Source organism: Cytobacillus praedii (assembly GCF_001439605.1).
Lineage (GTDB): Bacteria > Bacillota > Bacilli > Bacillales > Cytobacillaceae > Cytobacillus > Cytobacillus praedii.
This window is the reverse complement of record NZ_LMBX01000016.1, coordinates 106,221-128,553: the sequence shown is the minus strand read 5'-3', so window position 1 is coordinate 128,553 and position 22,333 is coordinate 106,221. Positions and strand designations below refer to the sequence as shown.

Sequence of the window (22,333 nt, the reverse complement as noted above, 5' to 3'; positions counted from 1 at the left end):
ATGGACAGAGAATATTCAAAGGTAAAGCTGAAAACAATTGCTTTTGATTTTACACAATAATCCGGACTTGACTCGATTGTGGACCATTTCGGCCTTTTCCCTCAATTTTTTGTACCCAATAAGGGCGATTGTGGACCATTTCGACATTTTATCCCCGCTTTTTGTACCCAATAAGAGCGATTGAGGAAAAATTTGTCCCTTTTCCCCTGATTTCTTTCCCCAATAAAGGAATCACTTCCTCATTTTTTTCCTCAGTTTCAATCGAGTTCATGTTTTAATTTCCTTCAAAATGGTAAAATAAAGAAAAAGATTATCAGGAGGATGGACATGAAAAGACTTCTTCGTTTTACTCGCTACTTTATTTCTTTCCTTCTCTTTCTTACATCAATTGGTGTTTATTTTACAAATCGACTCATGTATATGAGGAAGAAAGAAGATCAATTTATCTTAGATCGGGAACAAGGAGCCGGGCGGCTTGATTTAATGGAATATGATGGGCTTCCGAAGAAAGAAGTTCTCATCCCTTCCCCTTTTGGCTATAATCTCAAGGCTGTCATTATTGAACCACATATAAACAAGCGCTTTATCATTATTTCTCATGGAGTAACGGAGAATAAGATGAACTCCATTAAATATATGAATCTTTTTTTGGAGCGCGGATTTAATGCTGTTATTTACGATCATCGCCGCCATGGGGAATCTGGAGGAAAAACGACAAGCTTTGGTCACTTTGAGAAATTCGACTTAAAAACGATTGTAGACTGGCTGAAAAAAGAGCACGGTTCGAACATCGAGATAGGAATCCACGGGGAATCAATGGGAGCAGCAACGATGCTGCTTTATGCTGGTATGCTCGAGGATGGTGCAGATTTTTATATTGCAGACTGTCCTTTTTCTGACTTTAAGGAGCAGCTTGCTTACCAAATTAAGCGAGAATTGAAGCTGCCGCCAAGGCTTATCCTATCTGTTGGTGATTTATTTTTACGCATGCGGCAAAAGTATTCAATCAAAGATGTTTCCCCGATTTCTGTCATTGAGAATATAAAAAAGCCGATTCTCTTTATTCATAGCCAGAAAGATGATTTTATTCTACCGACGATGTCTGAAGCCTTATATGAATTAAAAAAAGGACCCAAAAAGCTTTACTTAGCCTCTAATGGAGTCCATGCACAATCATTGAATGAGAATAAAAACGATTATGAAAAGGTGATTGATGAGTTTTTAGAGGAATATGTGTTCACATAATAAGGAGACCTAGCTATAGGTCTCCAATTTATTTTAGCAGTTGCACCCCTTTTTCATTCCCAGACAAGCCCCTGGCAGTTTCATAGTCCCCGACTTTTAAAAAGTAGCGTCCGCTTTCTTTTTTAATCACGTAAGCCCTTTCCAATCCTTCATTCCCAACCACTTCTACGAAGTTAATTTTGCTATCTTCTATTTTCCCATAGATTACAGGAATTCTAGTTTCCAGGTCGCCATTGCCATTATAATCATAGAAAACATCCTTAAAGACATTCACCTGTTCCTCTTTATGATAGTCCCAATGATTATGCCCCGCATTTTCCCATCCATCCTGATCATTCCCCTTTAAAAAAGCTACTGTGACTGCATCAAATTCCTCTTTCTTTTCATTTTTCTGCCTTGTTACATATAATAAAATAGCGCCATCCTTCACTTTTTCTGTATGTATAACTTCCTTTACATTAAATGGGATGTCCTCTTCAATTACTTGATTTATCGGCACTGCCCTGCAGGCTGTCAGCAATAGCATCACTGTTAGCAATACGACAATCCATTTTTGATTCACACAGTTCCCTCCACTTTAGCAACATCTTTATCATTAAATGTTGGTGATGGAGGGAACATACCTGTTTTTTGTAATTTTTGGATAAAGAACAGAATTAATTTAAAATTGTCTTTGCAATTACGATTAATGCTTCTTTCTCTTCCTCTTCGTCAAAGTCATCTCCTCGCCATGAAGTGGAAATAGAGACTAAAAACTTCTTAGGACACATTACCGCCTGCTTGTGTGACATTTTCTGAAAATAAAAAGTGAAACTTCTCAGAGATCTGCTAGAAGTTTCACTTTATGTTTTCGTTATTTATCCGTCTGTTCTGTCATACAAACTCATTCTCGGATTCAAGTATTGATTCGGACTTTTTAATTGAAAGCAATTCGCCTTTTCTGAGAAAGCGATTGTCATTGTTTCCTCGAAAAAGACTTCCTTGGATTTTTCAATATAGATGCTGCCTATATTGGTATGAACCTCATGGTCATCATCAGCCAGCTCATTTACGAGCCATAGAGCCGATACACCGCTGACTACACACCCGCATCCTTCTGTATCATACTTCAGCTTTAAATAGCCGTTTTGGCCGTCTATTTTCGCTTTTATTTTCTTTTCTGCTTCTTCGGTTACGATAATTTCCAATTATATAACCTCCTCTACTGCTTCATTTTATCATAATTTGCTGTATAATCTCCTTCTATTGCAATTTTTCCTTTTTCCCTTTAACATGAAAAGAAATGTGTCAATTTTGTGAAATGGGGGATATTTATGTCAAAAGTTACAATAAAAGTGAATGATAATGGGTCTTTCCGTATTACTGGTGATGTGGAGCTCGTTGACGCGGAAGGAAATCCATTCGTTACGAAGCCAACATTTTCGCTTTGCCGCTGTGGCAGATCGGCCAATGCTCCATTTTGTGACGGAAGCCATAAAGGGGTATTTGAATCTGTTGTTCGTGCACCAAAGCCATCTGAGGACTAACTGAGGTAAAGAAAAGCGAGGGAGCTCACCCTCGCTTTTTCTTATTATTTCCAGCCTTTGCTGGAGTCACTTGTTCTCCATCCATCATTCCTTGGAGATTTTCCCGATCCATCCTCCTGCTGTCCTCTCCTGTACCAGGAGCAATCGTCGACATGGGAAGCTGTTCAAGTTCTTTTCCTCTTGGCAAAATGAATCACCCCCTTCACTTAAGGTGCTTCAATAATGAAAAACTACCCCTTCTTCTTTTAATCCGAAAACCGCACATCGGCTATTTCAGAAGTTCGAATTTGATGTACCTCCCCAAAGTGATCGACAATATGCACTTTATGATTGATTTCATCCCAATAATGAATATTCCCAATGACAAGCCGGTAATTTTTATGCTGATAATAGGTAAGTGTCACTGCCTTTCCATATTCCATTGCCTCGGAAATACAATCGTTCATGCTCTCTAGTGCTTGCTCATCAATTTCCCGCTTATGTTCGTGCCTATCTTCCTCAGCCCAGTCTCTCAGTAACTTTACATGTTCAGGAAGCATCATTGATGTCCATTTTATTCTGCCGCGATCCCGAATCATTTGATTTATCCTCCTTTACCTACATTTTATGACCGCCAACAAGTGTTGCCCTGTGTTTAGCGGTTCCCGCGCTTGTGTAAGAAACGGCCCTTAGAAGAGCCCCAGCTCCAAATTTAGATCGGATATGATCTACTGTGTAACCTAACTCCCGCTTCTTCCAGCCATTTGTATCAAAAAGATTTAGCTGCATTTCCGTATCATCAACAAGCTTGCTAAGCGAAATGGAAATTTGCCGAACGGTTTTACCTTCATAATGCTTGTGAAAAAGCTTTAAACAGACACCGTAAATATCCATTGTGATATTCGTCGGTTCATCGATTGTTTGGGAACGATAAAAACCGCCGCCAAATTCATCCTGGCTATAGCTGACGCCAAAACTAACGGTGCGTGCGGCTTTTCGATGATCTCGTGCCCTTCTTGCTACCTCCTCACACATTTCTAACATAACAGCCTTAATTTCATGCTCCTCTTTATAATCCCGCAGCAGAATTTGACTTTTTCCGAAGCTAATTTGCCCTTCCATGATCGGTGCGCCTAAATCAGAAAGATCTATTCCCCATGCATGATGGTATAACTGATTGCCCATAACTCCAAACTTTTTTTCCAGTTTTTCCAAATCATATTTAGCTAACTGGCCAACTGAAAAAATCCCCATCCCATTCAGCGTTTTTTCCACACGGCGCCCGATTCCCCACATTTCCCTCAAAGGAGAAACTTTCCACAGCTTCGCTTGAACATCCTCGTAGGTCCATTCGGCAATTTCTTTCTTTTTTGCCTCTAAATCAAGCACAAGCTTTGCCAGCAGCATATTAGGCCCAATTCCAATTGCACATGGCAATTGGAATTCCCGCTCAATATCATCTTTTATTTTTCTTGCAATCGTAAAAGCATCCCCCCAAAGATGAAGGACACTATCCACTTTAATAAAGCTCTCATCTACACTGTACACATGAATGTCCTCCTTCGGGACATAGCGATTAAAAACACGTGTAATTTCAGCAGCTACTCTTAAATAGGTTGCCATTTTCGGTTCGTCCACGATGATGCGCGGATCGTTTGGCACTTCGAAAAGACGGGCACCAGTCTTTATTCCAAATACCTTTTTCATCTGGGGGGATGCTGCCAAGACAACACTCCCCTTTCGCTCCTGATTGCCGGCAACCACAAGATAGCACTCAAGCGGATCAAGCCCTCGCATGACAGCCGAGCAGCTTGCATAAAAACTTTTCATATCAATACACAGAATTTTGTTCTTTGGCATCATGCTGTAATCAATCATATTCGTCATCTCCCAAAACCAAAAGGAACATTTGTTCTGATTATACCCATTATATTAATCGAATATACGTTCGTTTACAACAGAAATTTATCGACCAATTTCTTATGCGAGAAGCTCTCCTCCTTTAACATGTATAATCTTGTAAAGGGGGCGACGGAAATGAATCGAAAACTTATTTTAAAAATGGTACAGAACTGCCTGAAGCAATACAATGAGGATGGCGATTCGATCACACTAAACAGCAGAACATTTGAAGAGATCTACAATAAAATTGTTGCGGCAAAACAAGTTGATGATGATTTGCATGACATCGTTAATGATGTTGTTTATGGTTACATAACGGATTCTCCTTATTTTTAGGCAAAAGAAAAAACCGCTATGAACTGATCTTTATCGGAAAGCACGAGTATATTGTTCTAAACAGTTTTGTACTCTTTGTCTTTAACGAAAAAAAGATTTAACACAATAAATTGTATCGCATAGTAACAATCAATCATTGGATTTATGTTTCTCTTAATTATTGTGACGATCCTTTTCCAGTAACACTTACAAATCTAACCAAAAAATGTAATCCATTTTCGAGAAATGACAATCATTCAAAGTCAAAAATTTGATCGGTATAATTTAAAACAATTTTCTTTGTTCTATCCACTGAACCTGTATCAACACTAATAATCTCATCAGCAAGATTCTTTACAAAACTATAAACAATTTATCATCATTAAAGCATAAGAAGAGGAAACAGCAAAAAAGCTTTACTCCTATTAGGAGTAAAGCTTTTTTTATGAATTTCATCTACTATGTATAAATTCAACATTATTTTTTATCAAACATATTTCCTGTCAGCTTTTCAGCTATGTTAGGGAACAAATTGTACAGCACACTCCCCAGATTCATCCACCTTGGTAAATTCAACTCACGCTTAGGACTAATCATTAATTTAATTATCTGCTCAGCTACATAATCCGATTTTAACATTAATTTTTTAACGTTTTTCACATAGTTCCCAGATTTATCAGCAGTGTTAAAAAAATTTGTTTCTATAGGACCTGGGTTAACTGCAGATACAGAAATGTTAGTTTTTAAAAGCTCCATCCTCAAGCTATTTGTAAAACCGAGAACAGCATGCTTTGTTGCTGAGTACCCGCTTGACTTTGGTGTGGCTAATTTACCTGCTTGGGATGCGACGTTTATAATGTGACCAGAGTTACGTTCAAGCATTGAAGGAAGAACTTCCTTCGCACAAGCCATTAATCCTAACACGTTTACTTCAAACATTTTTTCAATGTCCTCAAAATTCGCTTCATAAAATGACTCAAAAATGCCAAATCCAGCATTATTTAAAAGTATATCAATATGGCCAGTCTCATGGAGTATCTTTTGAAAAACAGATTTTACTTGTTCAAAGTCACTTACATCGAGTTGAAAATAGATACAGCCTGCAGCATATTTCCGATTAACTTCTTCTGATATTTCCTCCAGTTTCCCTATCGTCCGGGCAAGTAGGATTGGGCGAGCACCCATTTCAGCAATCATCAGAGCAACTTTTTCACCAATACCTGACGAAGCACCTGTTATAACAATATTTTTATTTGATAATTTCCCCATTTAATCACCTCAGCAAAGATTATTCACCATATAATTTACCTGGCAGCTATATCGTGTCTTTATATCATTTTACTCTATTCTTATGCTAGTTACTAAGTTATTCCCACCTCATGAAGTGATCATAGATTTCTAAATCATAGCTGATAATGACCTTTGAGCAACGTACCCCAGAAATAAAAAAGATCAATCCATGTAGCTAGATTGATCCAAATTATAATAGTTGGATATTCCTGTTTCGACTCTTCTCCCTCACATCTATTTAAATGAGTCTTAATTTAGGTCTAATTTGCAGCTAGACAAAATATAAAAATGCATTCCCCTCTTTATTTACCTTCACTTCTTCAATCGCAAGTAAATAGTCAAGCTGAGCAATTGTTTCAGACATAGTTAGTGAAAACTCTTTCTCGTATACCAGTGGAAACAGCCGGCGGCAAATATCAAATACAGTAAGCGATTCTGCCTCAAGCCATTTTCTTATATTCATTGCTCTATCGTGCTGGCGAGCCAGTCTTTTTTCAATCAGCTCATTTACCTGATAAATATCGTCGCCATGTCCCGAATAAACGAGCTGAATCGGGAGCTTCGAAAGCTTTCTTAATGATTCATTGTATTGCAGCTGGGGTTTTGGACGCACCGTTTCACCTGGAAGAGGCGGTTCTAATAAAGGATTGGGCGAGATATGCGCAAGCAGATGATCCCCGCCTAAATATACACCATCCTTTTCTCTCAGAAGACCGATATGGCTCTGGGCATGTCCCGGTGTTTCAATCACCATCCATTCCTCCAGACCAAAAGGTGTATCTCCTTCTGCCAATTCACCGGAAAGGGAACGGCTGCATGCAAAACGCAGCGTTTTTTTCAATGCCCCAATGAGCGGAAAATATTGTTCTGGTATGCCAAATTCTCCAAACAGCTGATGATAAAATTCGTCGTGTGCCTCTAAAAATTGATCGGTACGGGAAAGCCACCTTTGATTAAATCGATGTCCATACACTTCCAAGGCTGGAGAAAAATAATCCAACAGACCGGAATGATCCGGATGATGATGGGTGAGCACAACCTGCTCAATATCATCAGTGGTTAAATTTAACTCCTTCAGCTGCTCAGTCATTGCCACCCACGCCTCAGCCGTTTTCGGTCCAACATCAACGAGTGTCAGCCTTTCTCCTTTCACTACATATACATTTACATCTCCGACTGGAAAAGGCGTCGGGATGACTATTTTAGCAATCCCATCTTTCCACTGTGTCATTATTCCCACTCCTCTAAATCACTATATCTCGATAGAATTATCCCTGCGTATTTTTGCAGCCTTCTGTGTATATAAATAAGTGTAACCCTCTTTTAGTTAATTGTCATTATTTTCACATAATTAATTAATATCAAACACCGCTCGTGGACAAATGAAGTAGTTTTGTCCACGGATGGCAGACACTGCTGTCAGCCAAAGATTCATTTTTTTATATAAGTCTTTGGTGTTCTTTTAAAAGAATATCTGTTATTCTTTATTAAAAAGACCTACCCTTTTAATGGAGGACAAGGAAATGAGATCTGAATCCAAAAAGAAAAAAAGAACCTGGCTCCGGGTAGCAGGGATAGTCATTTTATTTATGCTAATCTGTACAGGCGTATATGGATATTCAGTATATAAGTCATTAACGAATGCAGTTGACACCATGCATCAGCCCATTGAAAGAGAACTATCTGAAAAAAGAATAGAAGAGGTAACTTTTAAAAAAAAGGAACCGTTCTCTGTTCTAATCCTTGGGGTTGATGAACGCAAAGGTGATCGCGGACGTTCTGATACGATGATTGTCTTAACAGTTAACCCAAACCAAAATTCTATCAAAATGCTCAGCATTCCACGGGATACAAGAACAGAAATTGTTGGCCATGGAACAGAAGATAAAATAAATCATGCCTATGCATTTGGCGGCATTGAAATGTCGATGGCAACCGTGGAGGATTTCTTGAATATCCCCATTGATTACTACTTGCAAATTAATATGGAGGGCTTCAAGGATATTGTTGACTCTGTAGGTGGAGTGACAGTAAACAATGATTTAGATTTTACCGTTGATGGAAAACATTTTCCTAAAGGTAAAATCACTTTAAATGGAAAAGAAGCACTAATGTTTTCACGTATGAGATACGAGGATGCAAGAGGCGATTTTGGACGCCAGCTAAGACAGAGAGAGGTAATCCAGGCAGTGATAAATAAAGGGGCAAGCCTTTCATCCTTAACAAATTATCAGAAGATTTTTAGTGCTTTAGGAAAAAATATAAAGACTAACCTTATTTTCAATGAAATGGTCGATATTCAAAAAAATTACCGCCATGCTGCTAAAACAGTCGAACAGCTTTCTATTGATGGTGATGGAAAATTAATCAAGGATATTTATTATTTTATTGTGCCTGACGAAGAAAAACAGAGGGTTCAAGATGAATTGAGAGGGCATCTGGAGTTACAATGATAAAATCCTTCAAAAGATTATTTTCTGTTTATTTAAACAATTAACTCTTGACAACCGTGCCTGTCCCCCTTCATAATCACTATTAATATCTTTAGATTGGAAATAGCGATGAGTAAGGCCAGTAAATGGAAAAAGACGAAAGAGAGTGAAGCCCGGCAGGCTGAAAGGCTTCACCGTCCACTTGACCATTGAACCTACCTTATGAGCGGTTAGGCAAACCTAAACGTGTTTCCGGCGTTAACGGAGTTGAGATGCCTTTTTGCAATTTTTATGAAAAAGGTAATTGAAGGTGGTACCGCGAAAAGCTTAGTCCTTTCGTCCTTTATAGGATGGAAGGGCTTTTTTGTTTTCAATCATTTATTTACACAGGAGGAATAAAAAATGGAAAAATTAGCGGTCATTGGCGCAGGCTCCATGGCGGAGGCTTTAATAGCTGGCATAGTAAAAAATAAGCTAATGGACAGCAGGCAAATATGGGTAACAAACAAGACAGACCATGAAAAATTAATAATCTTACAAAATCAATATAATGTGCAAACGACCTATGATTTAAAGGAACTTTTCCAAAATGCCAGCCTTGTTATATTAGCAATGAAACCAAAGGATGCGGCTGAGGCAATTGAGCATATTAAGAAGTACTTAACAGAGGAGATGCTAATTATTTCGGTATTGGCTGGTGTTTCAATAAACAGTATTGAAATGCTTGCCGGACAATCATTGGCCATTGTAAGAGCAATGCCTAATACATCGGCAGCAGTCGGAAAGTCAGCTACCGCCCTTGCAATTAATCAAGCAGTATCAGCTGAACAGATGAGGCTTGTATCAAAAATGTTCGCAACTGTTGGTGTAACAGCCATTGTTGAAGAAGAGCAGCTCGATGCCGTTACTGGCTTGTCAGGAAGCGGTCCAGCCTATATTTACTATTTAGCAGAAGCAATGGAAAAAAGCGCAGTCGATGTCGGGCTTGAGAAAGAGGTCGCAAAGGAATTCATCGTGCAAACATTGCTGGGAGCAGCAGAAATGTTATCTAAGTCAGCAAAAGAACCCGGGCAGCTTCGTAAGGAAGTAACAAGTCCAGGCGGAACAACAGAAGCTGGACTGAAGGTTTTGGAAAACTATCGCGTACAGCACGCCTTTATCGATTGCATAAAAGAAGCAACTGCCCAATCCAAGCGCCTTGGCGATCATATTCGTGCAGGAATAAAGGTGTAGCTGAATTTTGGTAAAAGCTGAGTTTTTTTGCGAACTCCGCTTTATTTTTGCAAATAGCCATTTCCTTTGCAAACTTCACACAATTTTTGCAGGATTACACTATATTTGCTGATAATACAAAGTCTCAAAAAAGGAAGTGTCCCAATGCTAACCGTTCTTCTTTTTTTAAACCTGCTTGTTTGGGTGGCAGTTCTAGTTGATGCCAGTACAGGTTTTAGAAAATTAGATCGACTTGAAGATGAAACGGAACGAATAAACGGTCCGCTGCTTTCAATCATTGTTGCAGCCAGGAATGAGGAGGAAAACATTGAAAGCAGCATCATCAGTCAGCTGAAACAAAATTATAAAAACATCGAATGGATTTTAGTGAATGACCGCTCTACTGATAAAACAGGAAAGATCATGGACAAATTACAGAAGACTGACAAACGAATAAGGGTCATTCATATTCGCGAGCTTCCAGAAGGATGGCTGGGAAAAAATTATGCACTTTATACAGGTTCACAAGATGCTGCCGGGGACCTCCTATTATTTACAGATGCAGATGTTCAATTCCAACAACAAGCTATTGGCAAGGCAATCAGCTATTTTACAAACAATAAACTTGAACACTTAACTGCCGCTCCAAATCTTTATGGAAAGAACTTTTTTCTCCAATCCTTTATCGCTTTTTTTATGTTTGGCTTTTCCTACTATAAGCGCCCGTGGATGGCGAACAGACCGCGATCGAAAACTGGAATGGGTATCGGTGCCTTCAATATGATTGCGAAAAAGGCTTATCATGCTTTTGGAACGCACAAAGCGATTAAAATGCGCCCCGATGATGATTTAATGCTCGGGAAGAAAATGAAGGAAATGGGGCATCATCAGCGAATGGTGACTGCAATGGAATTACTTGAGGTAGAGTGGTATGGAAGCTTACAAGAAGCATTAATTGGCCTTGAGAAAAATACGTTTGCCGGTCTTCACTATCGGATCAGCATGGTTCTATTCGCGATAGCTGGTGTATTCCTTTCACAAGTTCTTCCTTTCTTCACATTGTTTTCCCAAGACCAGATTATTTTAAGTGCAGCCAATATCCTTCTGCTCGCCATTGTTTATACATTCATCATTAAGCGGATGACAACCTTCTCTCCACTGCTCTTTCTCTTATTTCCCATAACTGCACTTGTCTTTATTTATTCAATTATCCGTGCGAGCTTCTTGACATTTAAAAGAGGCGGCATCATATGGAGAGGAACAAAGTACCGTCTGAGTGAATTGCGCGAAAAGAGAAGCTAGTTCTTTTTCATTTTAAGAAACGATTGTTATACTAGAGAAAAGCTACATACATAAGAGGAGGTTTTTCAAATGGAAGCAAAGCTCTTTACCCCTTTTACGATTAAGAATACGACGATTAAAAACCGGATTGTCATGGCACCGATGTGTATGTACTCATGCCCGAACGAGGATGGCATGGTAGAGAATTGGCATAAAACACATTATACGAGCAGAGCTGTCGGTCAAGTAGGTCTGATTATTTTAGAAGCAACTGCTGTCACTCCACAAGGACGGATTTCCCCAAATGACTTAGGGATTTGGAGCGATGATCACATTGCTGGGTTAAAGGAACTCACTGATTTAATGAAGGAACATGGAGCAGCAACCGGCATTCAGCTTGCCCATGCTGGCCGAAAAGCAGTGCTCGAGGGTGAAATCATTGCACCATCCGCTCTAGCATTCAATGAAAAAATGAAACAGCCAAAAGAAATGACGATTGAAGAAATACAAGAAACAATTGACTCATTCAAGCAAGGAGCAGAAAGAGCACAAAAAGCAGGCTTTGATATTATCGAAATTCACGGGGCCCATGGCTATCTAATTAATGAATTCCTATCCCCTCTTTCTAACCAGCGGACAGACGAATACGGTGGATCTCCTGAAAATCGTTATCGTTTCCTTCGTGAAATCATTGAGGCAATTAAAACTGTATGGGATGGGCCATTATTTGTTCGAGTTTCTGCACATGATTATCATGAGAAAGGCTTAACTGCTAAAGATTATGTACAATTTGGGAAATGGATGAAAGAACAAGGAATCGATCTTATTGATGTTAGCTCTGGTGCAGTAGTCCCAGCTAGGATTCACACGTACCCTGGCTATCAGGTAAAGTTCTCCGAAAAAATTAAAGAGGAGGCTGGTATCCCTACAGGAGCGGTAGGCTTAATTACAGCACCGCTTCATGCAGAAGAGATTCTCCAAAATGACCGTGCCGATTTAATTTTCCTTGCTCGTGAGCTTCTGCGTGATCCATACTGGCCGCGCACAGCAGCGAAGGAACTTGGCGTTAACATTGAATCACCGAAGCAATATGAACGAGGGTGGCTTATTTAATTAAAAGCGGGATGGACGAAAGTGTCCATCCCGCTTTTACGTTTAAATAATGTCCACTGTATCAAGAAACACAATAATAATAACAAGAGGAACGACATATCTCATTAGGAAAAACCAGACGGTAAAAATAAAATTCAAGCTTTTTTTCCCCTGAATCAGCTCACTTCTTAAAAGATCCTTCTTCATTTTAAACGAAACGAATATAGAGATGAGTAAAGCCCCAATTGGCATCAAAATATTGCTGACAAGAAAATCAGCACTGTCAAAAATACTTTTTCCAAAAATCAAGATGTCAGATAATGTACTGTAAGATAAGGCAGAAGGAATGCCGACAATGAAAATTGCTGCTCCCATTAGCCAAGCCATTCGAGCCCTCCCTTTTCCCTTCTTATTCGTCAGCGCCGCGACAACAATTTCAAGCATTGAAAAAGCAGAAGTTAAGGTAGCGAATAAAAACAGAGAAAGGAATAAGAGCAAAAATACCTTACCAAAAACAATTTGGTCAAATACAGATGGCAGAACAATAAATAATAATCCCGGACCAGCTGCTGGCTCAAACCCTAGGGAAAATACAGCTGGGAAAATAGCAAGTCCAGCTAAAATGGAGATGAATAGATTCATGACTACAATAGATAACGCTGGCTGCAGAAGGCTTTCCTTTTTTGATAAATAGGAGCTATACGTTACCATAACCGAAACTCCAACACTCAACGAGAAAAACGATTGTCCCATCGCATAAAGGACACTTTCAGACGTTAAGCTTGAAAAATCAGGCTTTAGGAAGAAAGCAACCCCATCCATTGCCCCATCCAGCGTTAAGGAACGGATAATTAAAACAATGAATAATAAGAACAGAGCAGGCATTAAAATTTTGCTTATTTGCTCAATCCCTTTTTGTACACCTCTTGCAACAACCACAATAGTAATGATTAAAAAGATTCCCTGAGAAATGACAACCTCGAGTGGATTTGCAACCGACTTTTCAAAAAACGCTGCATAACCTTCTGCTTCAGCAGGCATCCCTCCAGTCAAACTAGCCATCAAATATTTAATAATCCAGCCGCCAATTACACTATAAAATGACAGAAGAAGAAAACAAGTAAATACGCCTAAATAACCAATCCAATGCCACTTAGATTTCGGTGCAATCGCCTTATAGGCAGAAATCGCTTCTTTTCCTGTACTGCGTCCAATAACAAACTCACCAAGTAAAAGAGGAAACCCAATAAGTAAGGAAAAAATTAAGAATAATAGAATAAATGCGCCGCCTCCGCTATTCCCTGTTACATACGGAAGCTTCCAAATTGCTCCTAGTCCAATTGCTGAACCGGCAGAAGCTAATATAAAGCCAATTTTTGAAGACCATTGTTCATTTTGCATCATTTGCTCCTCCTTAGTTTTTCAAATAAGCATGAATCGTTCAGAAATTGGCCGATTTCTTACTAAAAACAAAAAAGTCACAGCTATCTAAAAGGGACGTGATTTGATTCACGCGGTACCACCCTTTTTGAAAGCATGTGACTTTCCACTTGACATGTTAACGGATTCTTCCGTTCTTCCCGCATAATACATGCAGCAAGAAAAAGCTCCAAGCTGAAATTCATCTTACCTGTGTATCAGTTTTCACCAACCACTGACTCTCTATAACAGGGAAATAAGACTTAATAAATACTCTTCATAGCTTTATAAATATAATGTTTAGGTTTAAATGAGATTATAGTATGCATTTTTGGTCAAGTCAATAAAATTATCGGAAAAATTCAATTTCCTTTACAAATTGGCAATGATATTTCCTTAAAATCCTCTGAAATAACTGTATTCTGGAAAATCTTTCTTGCCTCTTCCTCAAGATGATTCCAATCAGTACGATCATACCTTGAGCTAATATGAGTTAAGCACAGCTTTTTCACACCTGCCTCTTTGGCAACCTGTGCGGCTTGAACAGTTGTTGAGTGAAAGTAATCATATGCGAGCTTCTCTTCTCCATTGGAGAATGTTGCTTCATGAACAAGCAAATCCGCATCTTGGGCTAAATATGCGGCTGCCTCACAAATTCTCGTATCCCCAAGAATCGTAATGATTCGTCCCTTTTGCGAAGGTCCTAAAAAAGCTCCAGGCTCAATTATATTTCCATTTTCAAGCTTTACTGCCTCTCCATTTTTTATTTTTTTATAAAGCGGTCCTGGCTTTACACCTGCTTCCATAAGCTTATCTGCAAGCAATGTACCAGGTCTGTCCTTTTCGCTCACTCGAAAGCCATACGAAGGAATCCCATGTTCAAGAAGCCTGGCTTCTACCGTAAATTCTTCATCCTCAAAAATAATTCCTTCCTCGATTTCGACTATTTTCAGCGGATATTTCAAATAGGTCTGGCTAACAGATAGTGAGATGTCAACAAATTCCTTTATCCCCTTTGGTCCATACAAAACAACCTCTGATTCTCCTCCTTGAAACGATCTGCTTGATAATAGTCCTGGAAGCCCATAAATATGATCCCCATGCAAATGGGTAATGAAAATTTTTTCTATTCTGCGCGGCTTAATCGATGTATGTAAAATTTGATGCTGGGTTGCTTCTCCACAGTCAAAAAGCCAGATGGCTCCCCGCTCTTCTAGCAATTTCAGCGCAATTGAAGTAACATTTCGCAGTTTAGCAGGCATTCCCGCACCCGTGCCTAAAAAAAAGACTTCCATACATAACTCCCCTTTAAAGCTTTAAAAATAAATTCGTGCTATATTGAATGTACTTACTATACCATATAATCTTTAATTAAAAACATTTGGATAGGAAGGATGTATTCGCGAAAAACTATATTTGCGAGATATTTATGATGAAAAACATCCTTTATTCTTTTATAATTAAAGAATTCTTGTTGAAAAGAGGTTCAAGAAACGTGATACATACTGAAAAACCAACTGCATTAATTATGATATTTGGCGCAACAGGAGATTTAGCTAAGAGAAAATTATTCCCATCACTTTATCGATTGTATCAAAAAGGCAAGCTATCTGAACGATTTGCAGTAGTAGGTGTTGCAAGACGTGCACTCTCAAATGAAGAATTTCAGTTAAGTGTAAAGGAATCGATTGAGGCTGCATCTGATAAAAACGGAAATCACGATGAGTTTATTTCCCATTTTCACTATCATTCACATGATGTTACAGATTCAAGTTCCTATCTATCCTTAAAACAAATGGCATCGGATCTGGATAGTCACTATGGATTAGGAGGAAATCGGATCTTTTATCTAGCAATGGCTCCTGAGTTTTTTGGGACAATTGCTGAGCATCTAAAGGCAGATGGATTGACAGATGTAGCAGGCTTTAAGCGGCTTGTCATTGAAAAGCCTTTTGGCCATGATGTAGAGTCCGCGAAGCAGCTCAATAAACAAATCAGAAATGCGTTTTCAGAAGATGAGATTTACCGAATTGACCACTACTTAGGAAAAGAAATGGTACAGAATATTGAAGTGATCCGTTTTGCAAATGCGATTTTTGAACCGCTATGGAATAATCGCTACATTTCTAATATCCAGTTGACATCAAGTGAAGTGCTTGGAGTAGAGGAACGAGGCCGCTACTATGAAACAAGCGGTGCTCTCCGAGACATGGTCCAAAACCATATGCTGCAAATGGTCGCCCTCCTTGCGATGGAACCGCCTATTCGCCTGACAACAGAAGAAATTAGATCTGAGAAAGTAAAAGTACTTCGTGCAATGAGGCCGTTAGAAGGCGATGCCGTCAATGAGCATTTTGTCCGCGGTCAATATGGCAAAGGGAAAATAGACGGAGAAGAAGTGCCAGCCTATCGCGATGAGCCGATGGTGAATCCTGCTTCTAATACCGAAACATTTGTCGCTGGAAAGCTTTTAATTGATAATTTCCGCTGGGCAGGCGTACCAATCTATATCCGTACAGGAAAAAGAATGGAAACAAAGTCAACTAAAATTGTAATCCAATTTAAAGATATTCCGATGAACTTGTACTATCAATCTGAGCAAACGCTAAATCCAAATTTACTCGTTATCCACATTCAGCCGGGTGAAGGAATTTCGCTCTATTTGAATGCTAAAAAGAGCGGACAAAATGTGGAGGCCACACCTGTAAAGTTAAACTTTGCCAATAAAGGGATTGATGGAATCAATACGCCAGAAGCATATGAAAAGCTATTATATGACTGCATGCGCGGAGACGCAACCAACTTTACCCATTGGGACGAAGTGGCCCTTTCTTGGAGCTTCGTCGATAAAATATCTGAGGTTTGGGAGTCGGAAAAAGCAGAGAACTTCCCGAACTACGAGTCCGGAACGATGGGACCAAGAGAAGCAGATCAATTATTAGAAAAAGATGGATTCTTCTGGTGGCCTGTGACCGATTTAAATGTGGATAATTGCTAAATTAAATAAAAATAAGAACCCTTTTCAAATTGAATGAAAGGGGTTCTTATTTTTATATGTACTATACCTGTATTATGATGGATTTCGAATGATAGGGACTATTTTTTCTTCAAATGCCTTCAACCCGCTTTTTGACATTTTTTCATCAAACGATTGCTCTAAATTTGCTGGATTTAGAAGTACATTGACCTCCTTAAATCCATCATCAAATTCCTGCATTGTCCTTTTTAACGAACCATTATTTGATTGCATTGCTGCCTTCAATAGTTCATTTATTTTTTTACGGTCAGTAAAAGGAATAGTAGAAGATCCCTCACTTAAAGCATTGATTATTTGCTGGTAATCATTCATCATATCAAATTCATTGAGACCATACTCATACATCATGGCATTATACTTAACACTTTCTTCTTTCATTGCCTTTAAGATTTCATCATCAAAATATCCATGTTCTCTCGTAGCAAAACGCTGCAAATGGCCTAATTTATTAATAAATCCCTCAATTCGCATACTGTTTCCTAACGCGTGAGTTGTGTATTGAATAACCTTTTCAACAGATGATTCCAGGTTGGGATGCTTACTGACTAGATTTGTTTTATATTTTGATAACAAGGATACTACTTCTTTATACGGAGTCATACTTTTCCGCATTTGCGGAACCATTTCCTGCATTGCCCCATGGATCATCGTATTAAATCTAATTAAAGAAAGAGCTGGGGCTTTTGCCTGTACAAAAGGAACGATATTCCCTTTGTAGTCTAGGATCAAATAACCTGTTATTCCTTTAAGAACCTGCTCATATAAAGTTAAAAAATAATAATCTTTGCCATCAAAATAGGCAAAATCCCACATATCCCATTTTTCAAATATTTTTTTGTACTGTTTAATATTTTTTTCGTGTAGTTTGGCAGGCTTTGTGTCTATCAATATTGCAACTCACTCCTTATATAACAAATCAAACATTTACATGCCTTTATCATCTTTTACGTTTGGGCTGAAGTTTAGTTTCTAGGTATAAATACCTCTTTAAACAATAGACTAAAGGCTTACTTCCAAAAAGCACATCCATTCTAGAAGTCCTCTTCAAAAGTTATGCAAAGATAAAATGAAAAGCTTTGTAAAGATTTTTTACTCCACTTTCCGTTTTTCTACATATATACGTCCTTGTTCTTTACTTCCCTACAATAAAATAGTCTTCTTGTTTCATAAATTATTCCTTTAATCCGAAGATGAAATTGATTCTGCAACACTATTGGAACGATTTGATTAAAGGCTTACCTCTTTCAACAATTTTGGGAATTTAATAAGCCGATAGAGATATAACTATCAGCTTAGAGTATTCCATATTACCTTTTTAAATTGAATGAAAGGAGTTCTTATTTTTATTTATCCTATCTTGCTATTGGTTATGCAGCTAGATTGGCAATGCCTTACTTTTTCCTGTTTTTTAGCCGCTCGACATTTTCATTAAATAGCTTATCAATTTCTTCTTTAACTTCCTCGTATTTTTTATCTTTTAGCACCCAAAGACCGTCTCTTAAATCTGCACTTAGTTTTAATATTTTCCTAGATTGGTCATTTGCTTTTTCTTTTATCATCTCAGCGGATTTCTTATTGATTTGACCGCTTTTATGTAAATCATCTGTAACATCCATAATGTTCATTCTTTGCTGTTTATTCTTTTCCAGCCAGATCGTTGAAGCATTAAAGATGTTATCCCATTGATGGTTATTTTCATCCTCTAATTGCTTAACAGCATCTGCAACCCATTCTTCCCATTTTTGAGCGATTTCTTTTGAACGGTCGAATTCTTCTGATAGCCCCTCTTGGTTTAAGACTGTTGTATATGTTCCTTTTGCCGCATCTGCAATCTCTTTTAATTGTCTTTGCCCTTCACTATCCACATTGAAGCCAATAATATTAACGATAGGCGTAATATTTGAATCTGCTAGTTCCTTCGCTGCCTTTACAGGGTCACCTTCACACGTTTCAACCCCATCACTTACTAAATAAATAATATTCGTATGATTTTCACCATTAAAATCCTTTAAGTCATTTTTGGCTTCTTCAATAGCCTTAGCAAGCGGCGTCCATCCGGAAGGTTTAAATTTCCTTAACGCTGAATTTAAACTAGTTGCGCTATATTTCTTTAACGGGTAAACAAGTTCATTGCTCGAGCATGAAAGCTGTTTATCTTGATTTGAGCCGCTTCCTTTATGTCCATAAACGCGAAGAGCCACATGTGCATCTTTCGGCAAGTCTGCAGTAAATTCTTTTATTGCCTCTTTAGCCATATCCATCATAGGCTTGCCGTCAATTTTTTTTGCCATGCTGCCACTGGCATCTAATATGATTTCCACATTCAAATGCTCTTTAAAGCGATACCGGTCATCTTCTAAATCTGGTCTTCCAAATAGGATGGTATTTAATTCTTTTAAAATTTCTTTTGGACCTGGATAGTTCTCATGAAACAAAGAATAGGCTAATCGCCAATAAGCTTCGATTTCTTCCTCTGCTGGCTGACTTTGTTTCCCATCTGAATCTTCGATAATAGGAAGCTTTTCAAAGTGTTCTAATATATATTGCTTTTCTTCTTTATTTAACTCGCGGTAACTCCTTCCCGAAAAGCCCCCAACTGGGTAGTTGACGATCTCATCGACCTTTTCTAATGTTGATGGAAGATTAGCCAATATTTCATCTGCATTCAATTGCTGATTCGGTTGCAGACCCTCTTCTGCATCCTTCTCTGTTTCTTCTATTTCTTCCTGATTACTTTCGGGCTGTACAGATGCTTCCTTCGGCTGATTTCCCGAGAAAGCCATACTGAATAAAAATGCTGAGATAATAGAAACAAATATAATTAATAGAATAATATAGTGCTTCTTCGTCAGTTTTATCATAAAATGTCAAGCTCCTTTTGTCTCAGCATTTTTCCCTTTAACATTTGACACTTACTTTACATTCTAGCTTTAATGATAGAATTCGTTTCGAGTTCAAGCGTGTTTTCTTCCTTAATATCGATAAATAAATTTGTAACAAGGATGATTTGGAATGGCAAAATAAACATTTGTAAAATAATTTTTGTAAATAGAAATACGAAATACACATCCGTATAGATAGAAATAAAAAGGAATAAAACATTTTCAAATAATAACTGAATGGCTGTTACAGCTCCAATGATTACAAATGTAATTAAAATGCGCTTTTTTACTAAGCTGACTGACTTTCGAATGGCTACTTTATATGACTTAACACCATCCGCAATAAAATATGGAACAAAATAAAAAAGAAGTAAAACAATTAACCCTGGAATGACAAAAAGCAGTCCCCCAAGAAATACCAATAATGAATACAAGCAAGCAAAAACATATAAAGAAATCATTCTATCCATTGAAAACCCTAGAGATTTTCGAAATATAGATTCCTCATCTTCATGATCCAGTATGGTTAGCTTAATAAACGGAACTTGGGCAATAGTTAGAAAAACGAGCATGAATATTCCATTGGCTGCATCCCCGATCACACCAGGATATTCCATAAAACGCGATTCATTATATATAGAGTTAACTATGATCGTATGCAAAAATAATAAGGGGACATACGTCAATAACGACATACAAATAAGTGGAACAAATTTACTTGAATACAAGTATAGTGAGTTAGACAAAATTCTTTTCATGTACTTTACCTGCCATTACTTTGGATTTCTAATTTTAGGGACAATTTTTTCTTCGAATGCCTTCAATCCGCTTTTCGTTATTTTTTCATCAATGATTGCTGTAAATTTGATTCGTCTAGCTTAATATTTTCCTCCTCAAAACCTTCAACAAACCTCTGCATAGTCTTTTTCAGCGCACCATTATTTGATTGAATAGAAGCCCGTAAAAGATTAGAAATCTTTTTGCGGGCAGATGGATTGACATTTCCTTATATGAAGACATATCTTTCAGCATCTGTGGAACCATTTCCTTCATTGCACTATGGATCAACGTATTAAAGCTTACTAATGCTAGAGCTGGAGTCTTAGCTTCTTCAAATGGAATAATATTTCCTTTGTAATCTAAGATTAAATATCATGTAATTACCTTTAGAACCTGTTCAAATTGGGTAAGAAAATAGTAGTCCCTTCCATCAAAATAGGCAAAGTCCCACATATCCCATTTTTCAAAGACTTTTTTGTACTGTTTGACATTATTTTCGTGTAGTTTGGTAGGCTTTGTGTCGATCAAGCTGCAACTCACCCTTTAAATAATGACTTAAACCATTTTCCTACCTTTTTAGCCTTTTTCACTATATCCTTTCCAATTTCTTTGCGGTTTTTCCAAAGTTTTCTACCTGCGGCTACGGCAGTTATTGCTGTACCTACAACAACCATTCCTGCAGCAATAGGCTGTGCACCTGGAATCATTGCAACAAATGGGGCAGCACCTGTTATTAGACTTCCAGTATTTTCTGCTATATCCCATTTAGCATCCGTCTTTTCTTCAGCCGTTTTGGCATCATTTAGTTTCTTAATGTTACCGACGGTGTCATATATCGTTAATGGCATCGTAATAGCTGAAACTATTGCATTTCCAGTTGAGAAGGATTTACCAGCCTCATATAAATCTTGAGAATGTCTAGCATACTCTAGTAAATCTCCAGCTTTTCTTAGGTTATCAACATCTTTTACTTCTTTAAAAATTTTGTACTTATCATAAACTTCTTTAGAGTTTTTTACTAGATCAATCCCATCATACAATCCATCAAGTGTAGGATCTCCTTTTGTAAATACCTTAAACCCGGAGAACCCCATTGAACCCTTGCTTTTAAGATAGTCTTGTAGAGTAATGTCTCCTTTTCTTAGACTCTGGTCTACTAAATTAATCGTCCCTCCAGCAATATCCTTTACAATATAATCAATACTATCTTTAACTTTAGGATCTTTGAAATCAAAGAATGGGCCATCTAGGTCATCCCCTGACTTATCATTATTATTCTTATTTTCCGTATTAGAGTCATTTTGATTATCTGTCTGATCGTTCGATTGTGGATTATTATCATCTGGTGGGTTTGGGGAGTTTGGGTCACCCGGATTATTTGGCTTTGTTCCATCTGGAGAAGTAGGATCATTTATATTGTTGTTTTGGCCGGGTGTTGGGTTCGAATTAGAGTTTCCCCCATTAGGGTCATTCCAGTTTGGATCTTGCCAATCGGGCTGGTTTTCCCATCCAGGCTGAGTTTCCCATCCAGGTGAATTCCAATTTGGCTGGTTTTCCCACCCAGGCTGCGTTTCCCATCCAGGTGAATTCCAATTTGGCTGATTCTCCCAACCAGGTGAACTCCAATCTGGTGATGTTTTCCATGATGGTTCGGTTTTCCAGCCAGGATTCTGCCAGTTTGGCTGCGTTTTCCATGTGGGCTGTGTATTCCAGCCAGGAGATTTCCACTGTGGAGTCTCCCATTTAGGCGCGGTTTTCCATGATGGCTCGTTATTCCACGATGGAGAAGTCGTCCATGTGTTCGATTCACCCCATGCTGATGCATATAAAATAAATGGACCCGTGTTGAGAAACAACAATGCTGCTGTTGCTATGATCGCAAAAACGATTCTTAATCGTTTAATCATATCTCCTCTCCTTTCTTGCAGATTTATTTATTCC

General features: G+C 38.2%; 22 protein-coding genes and 1 other annotated feature. Of the genes, 8 read left to right on the top strand and 14 right to left on the bottom strand.

Annotated features, from left to right (window positions below):
• Positions 1 to 148: 148 nt before the first annotated feature.
• Positions 149 to 271 carry a hypothetical protein gene (locus tag ASU02_RS27240; RefSeq protein WP_269745993.1) on the bottom strand — a complete coding sequence of 41 codons (123 nt, stop codon included), beginning with the start codon at positions 269 to 271 and terminating at the stop codon, positions 149 to 151.
• Positions 272 to 327: 56 nt separating this feature from the next.
• Between ASU02_RS27240 and ASU02_RS17040 the strand changes: the two genes are divergently transcribed.
• On the top strand, positions 328 to 1,245 hold the full coding sequence (locus ASU02_RS17040) for an alpha/beta hydrolase (protein WP_057765790.1): 918 nt from the start codon (positions 328 to 330) through the stop codon (positions 1,243 to 1,245).
• 28 nt (positions 1,246 to 1,273) lie between these two features.
• Here ASU02_RS17040 and ASU02_RS17035 read toward each other — a convergent pair whose 3' ends face one another.
• Positions 1,274 to 1,807, bottom strand: a complete 534-nt coding sequence (locus ASU02_RS17035) for a hypothetical protein (protein WP_057765788.1) — start codon at positions 1,805 to 1,807, stop codon at positions 1,274 to 1,276.
• 295 nt (positions 1,808 to 2,102) lie between these two features.
• Complete coding sequence (locus ASU02_RS17030; protein WP_057765786.1) at positions 2,103 to 2,432, bottom strand: iron-sulfur cluster biosynthesis family protein; 330 nt, start codon at positions 2,430 to 2,432, stop codon at positions 2,103 to 2,105.
• Between the two features lie 126 nt (positions 2,433 to 2,558).
• On the opposite strand from ASU02_RS17030, the gene ASU02_RS17025 reads away from it, so the two are divergent.
• On the top strand, positions 2,559 to 2,771 hold the full coding sequence (locus ASU02_RS17025; protein WP_057765784.1) for a CDGSH iron-sulfur domain-containing protein: 213 nt from the start codon (positions 2,559 to 2,561) through the stop codon (positions 2,769 to 2,771).
• A 25-nt stretch (positions 2,772 to 2,796) separates the two neighbouring features.
• Here the strand turns inward: ASU02_RS17025 and ASU02_RS26725 are convergent, their stop codons facing one another.
• From ASU02_RS26725 to ASU02_RS17010, 3 genes are read right to left on the bottom strand one after another with little or no spacing between them, the layout of a single operon-like run.
• On the bottom strand, positions 2,797 to 2,958 hold the full coding sequence (locus ASU02_RS26725; RefSeq protein WP_057765782.1) for a hypothetical protein: 162 nt from the start codon (positions 2,956 to 2,958) through the stop codon (positions 2,797 to 2,799).
• 58 nt (positions 2,959 to 3,016) lie between these two features.
• On the bottom strand, positions 3,017 to 3,349 hold the full coding sequence (locus ASU02_RS17015) for a YolD-like family protein (protein ID WP_057765779.1): 333 nt from the start codon (positions 3,347 to 3,349) through the stop codon (positions 3,017 to 3,019).
• Positions 3,350 to 3,368: 19 nt separating this feature from the next.
• Entirely contained in the window at positions 3,369 to 4,628 is a 1,260-nt protein-coding gene (locus ASU02_RS17010; RefSeq protein WP_057765777.1) for a Y-family DNA polymerase, read from the bottom strand.
• 159 nt (positions 4,629 to 4,787) lie between these two features.
• On the opposite strand from ASU02_RS17010, the gene ASU02_RS17005 reads away from it, so the two are divergent.
• The gene (locus ASU02_RS17005; protein WP_057765775.1) at positions 4,788 to 4,988 is read left to right on the top strand and encodes a YqzH family protein; all 201 of its coding nucleotides are present in this window, start codon (positions 4,788 to 4,790) and stop codon (positions 4,986 to 4,988) included.
• Between the two features lie 456 nt (positions 4,989 to 5,444).
• Here ASU02_RS17005 and ASU02_RS17000 read toward each other — a convergent pair whose 3' ends face one another.
• Both ASU02_RS17000 and ASU02_RS16995 read right to left on the bottom strand, forming a co-directional pair.
• The gene (locus tag ASU02_RS17000; RefSeq protein WP_057765773.1) at positions 5,445 to 6,236 is read right to left on the bottom strand and encodes an SDR family NAD(P)-dependent oxidoreductase; all 792 of its coding nucleotides are present in this window, start codon (positions 6,234 to 6,236) and stop codon (positions 5,445 to 5,447) included.
• A gap of 292 nt (positions 6,237 to 6,528) precedes the next feature.
• Complete coding sequence (locus ASU02_RS16995) at positions 6,529 to 7,488, bottom strand: MBL fold metallo-hydrolase (RefSeq protein WP_057765770.1); 960 nt, start codon at positions 7,486 to 7,488, stop codon at positions 6,529 to 6,531.
• A gap of 292 nt (positions 7,489 to 7,780) precedes the next feature.
• On the opposite strand from ASU02_RS16995, the gene tagU reads away from it, so the two are divergent.
• From tagU to namA, 4 genes are all read left to right on the top strand, one after another.
• Positions 7,781 to 8,710, top strand: a complete 930-nt coding sequence (gene tagU, locus ASU02_RS16990; protein WP_057765768.1) for a polyisoprenyl-teichoic acid--peptidoglycan teichoic acid transferase TagU — start codon at positions 7,781 to 7,783, stop codon at positions 8,708 to 8,710.
• A 381-nt stretch (positions 8,711 to 9,091) separates the two neighbouring features.
• Complete coding sequence (gene proC / locus ASU02_RS16985) at positions 9,092 to 9,922, top strand: pyrroline-5-carboxylate reductase (RefSeq protein ID WP_057765766.1); 831 nt, start codon at positions 9,092 to 9,094, stop codon at positions 9,920 to 9,922.
• Between the two features lie 144 nt (positions 9,923 to 10,066).
• Positions 10,067 to 11,203 (top strand): glycosyltransferase, encoded by a 1,137-nt coding sequence (locus ASU02_RS16980; protein ID WP_057765764.1) that lies wholly within the window; start codon positions 10,067 to 10,069, stop codon positions 11,201 to 11,203.
• A gap of 69 nt (positions 11,204 to 11,272) precedes the next feature.
• Positions 11,273 to 12,295, top strand: a complete 1,023-nt coding sequence (gene namA, locus ASU02_RS16975) for an NADPH dehydrogenase NamA (protein WP_057765762.1) — start codon at positions 11,273 to 11,275, stop codon at positions 12,293 to 12,295.
• Between the two features lie 42 nt (positions 12,296 to 12,337).
• Here namA and ASU02_RS16970 read toward each other — a convergent pair whose 3' ends face one another.
• Positions 12,338 to 13,678 carry a sodium-dependent transporter gene (locus ASU02_RS16970; RefSeq protein ID WP_057765760.1) on the bottom strand — a complete coding sequence of 447 codons (1,341 nt, stop codon included), beginning with the start codon at positions 13,676 to 13,678 and terminating at the stop codon, positions 12,338 to 12,340.
• Positions 13,679 to 13,764: 86 nt separating this feature from the next.
• Positions 13,765 to 13,983: a binding site (T-box leader), on the bottom strand.
• 72 nt (positions 13,984 to 14,055) lie between these two features.
• A complete protein-coding gene (rnz, locus tag ASU02_RS16965) occupies positions 14,056 to 14,988 on the bottom strand; it encodes a ribonuclease Z (protein WP_057765758.1) in 933 nt (310 codons plus the stop codon).
• Between the two features lie 233 nt (positions 14,989 to 15,221).
• Between rnz and zwf the strand changes: the two genes are divergently transcribed.
• Positions 15,222 to 16,691 (top strand): glucose-6-phosphate dehydrogenase, encoded by a 1,470-nt coding sequence (gene zwf / locus ASU02_RS16960; protein WP_057765798.1) that lies wholly within the window; start codon positions 15,222 to 15,224, stop codon positions 16,689 to 16,691.
• A 72-nt stretch (positions 16,692 to 16,763) separates the two neighbouring features.
• On the opposite strand, the gene ASU02_RS16955 is transcribed toward zwf, so the two are convergent.
• The 4 genes from ASU02_RS16955 to ASU02_RS16940 form a co-directional block, all read right to left on the bottom strand.
• Positions 16,764 to 17,618 carry a hypothetical protein gene (locus ASU02_RS16955; RefSeq protein ID WP_057765756.1) on the bottom strand — a complete coding sequence of 285 codons (855 nt, stop codon included), beginning with the start codon at positions 17,616 to 17,618 and terminating at the stop codon, positions 16,764 to 16,766.
• Positions 17,619 to 18,121: 503 nt separating this feature from the next.
• The gene (locus ASU02_RS16950; RefSeq protein ID WP_057765755.1) at positions 18,122 to 19,591 is read right to left on the bottom strand and encodes a vWA domain-containing protein; all 1,470 of its coding nucleotides are present in this window, start codon (positions 19,589 to 19,591) and stop codon (positions 18,122 to 18,124) included.
• A gap of 56 nt (positions 19,592 to 19,647) precedes the next feature.
• Entirely contained in the window at positions 19,648 to 20,370 is a 723-nt protein-coding gene (locus ASU02_RS16945; protein WP_157684524.1) for a hypothetical protein, read from the bottom strand.
• A 558-nt stretch (positions 20,371 to 20,928) separates the two neighbouring features.
• Entirely contained in the window at positions 20,929 to 22,299 is a 1,371-nt protein-coding gene (locus ASU02_RS16940; RefSeq protein WP_057765750.1) for a hypothetical protein, read from the bottom strand.
• Positions 22,300 to 22,333 lie beyond the last annotated feature (34 nt).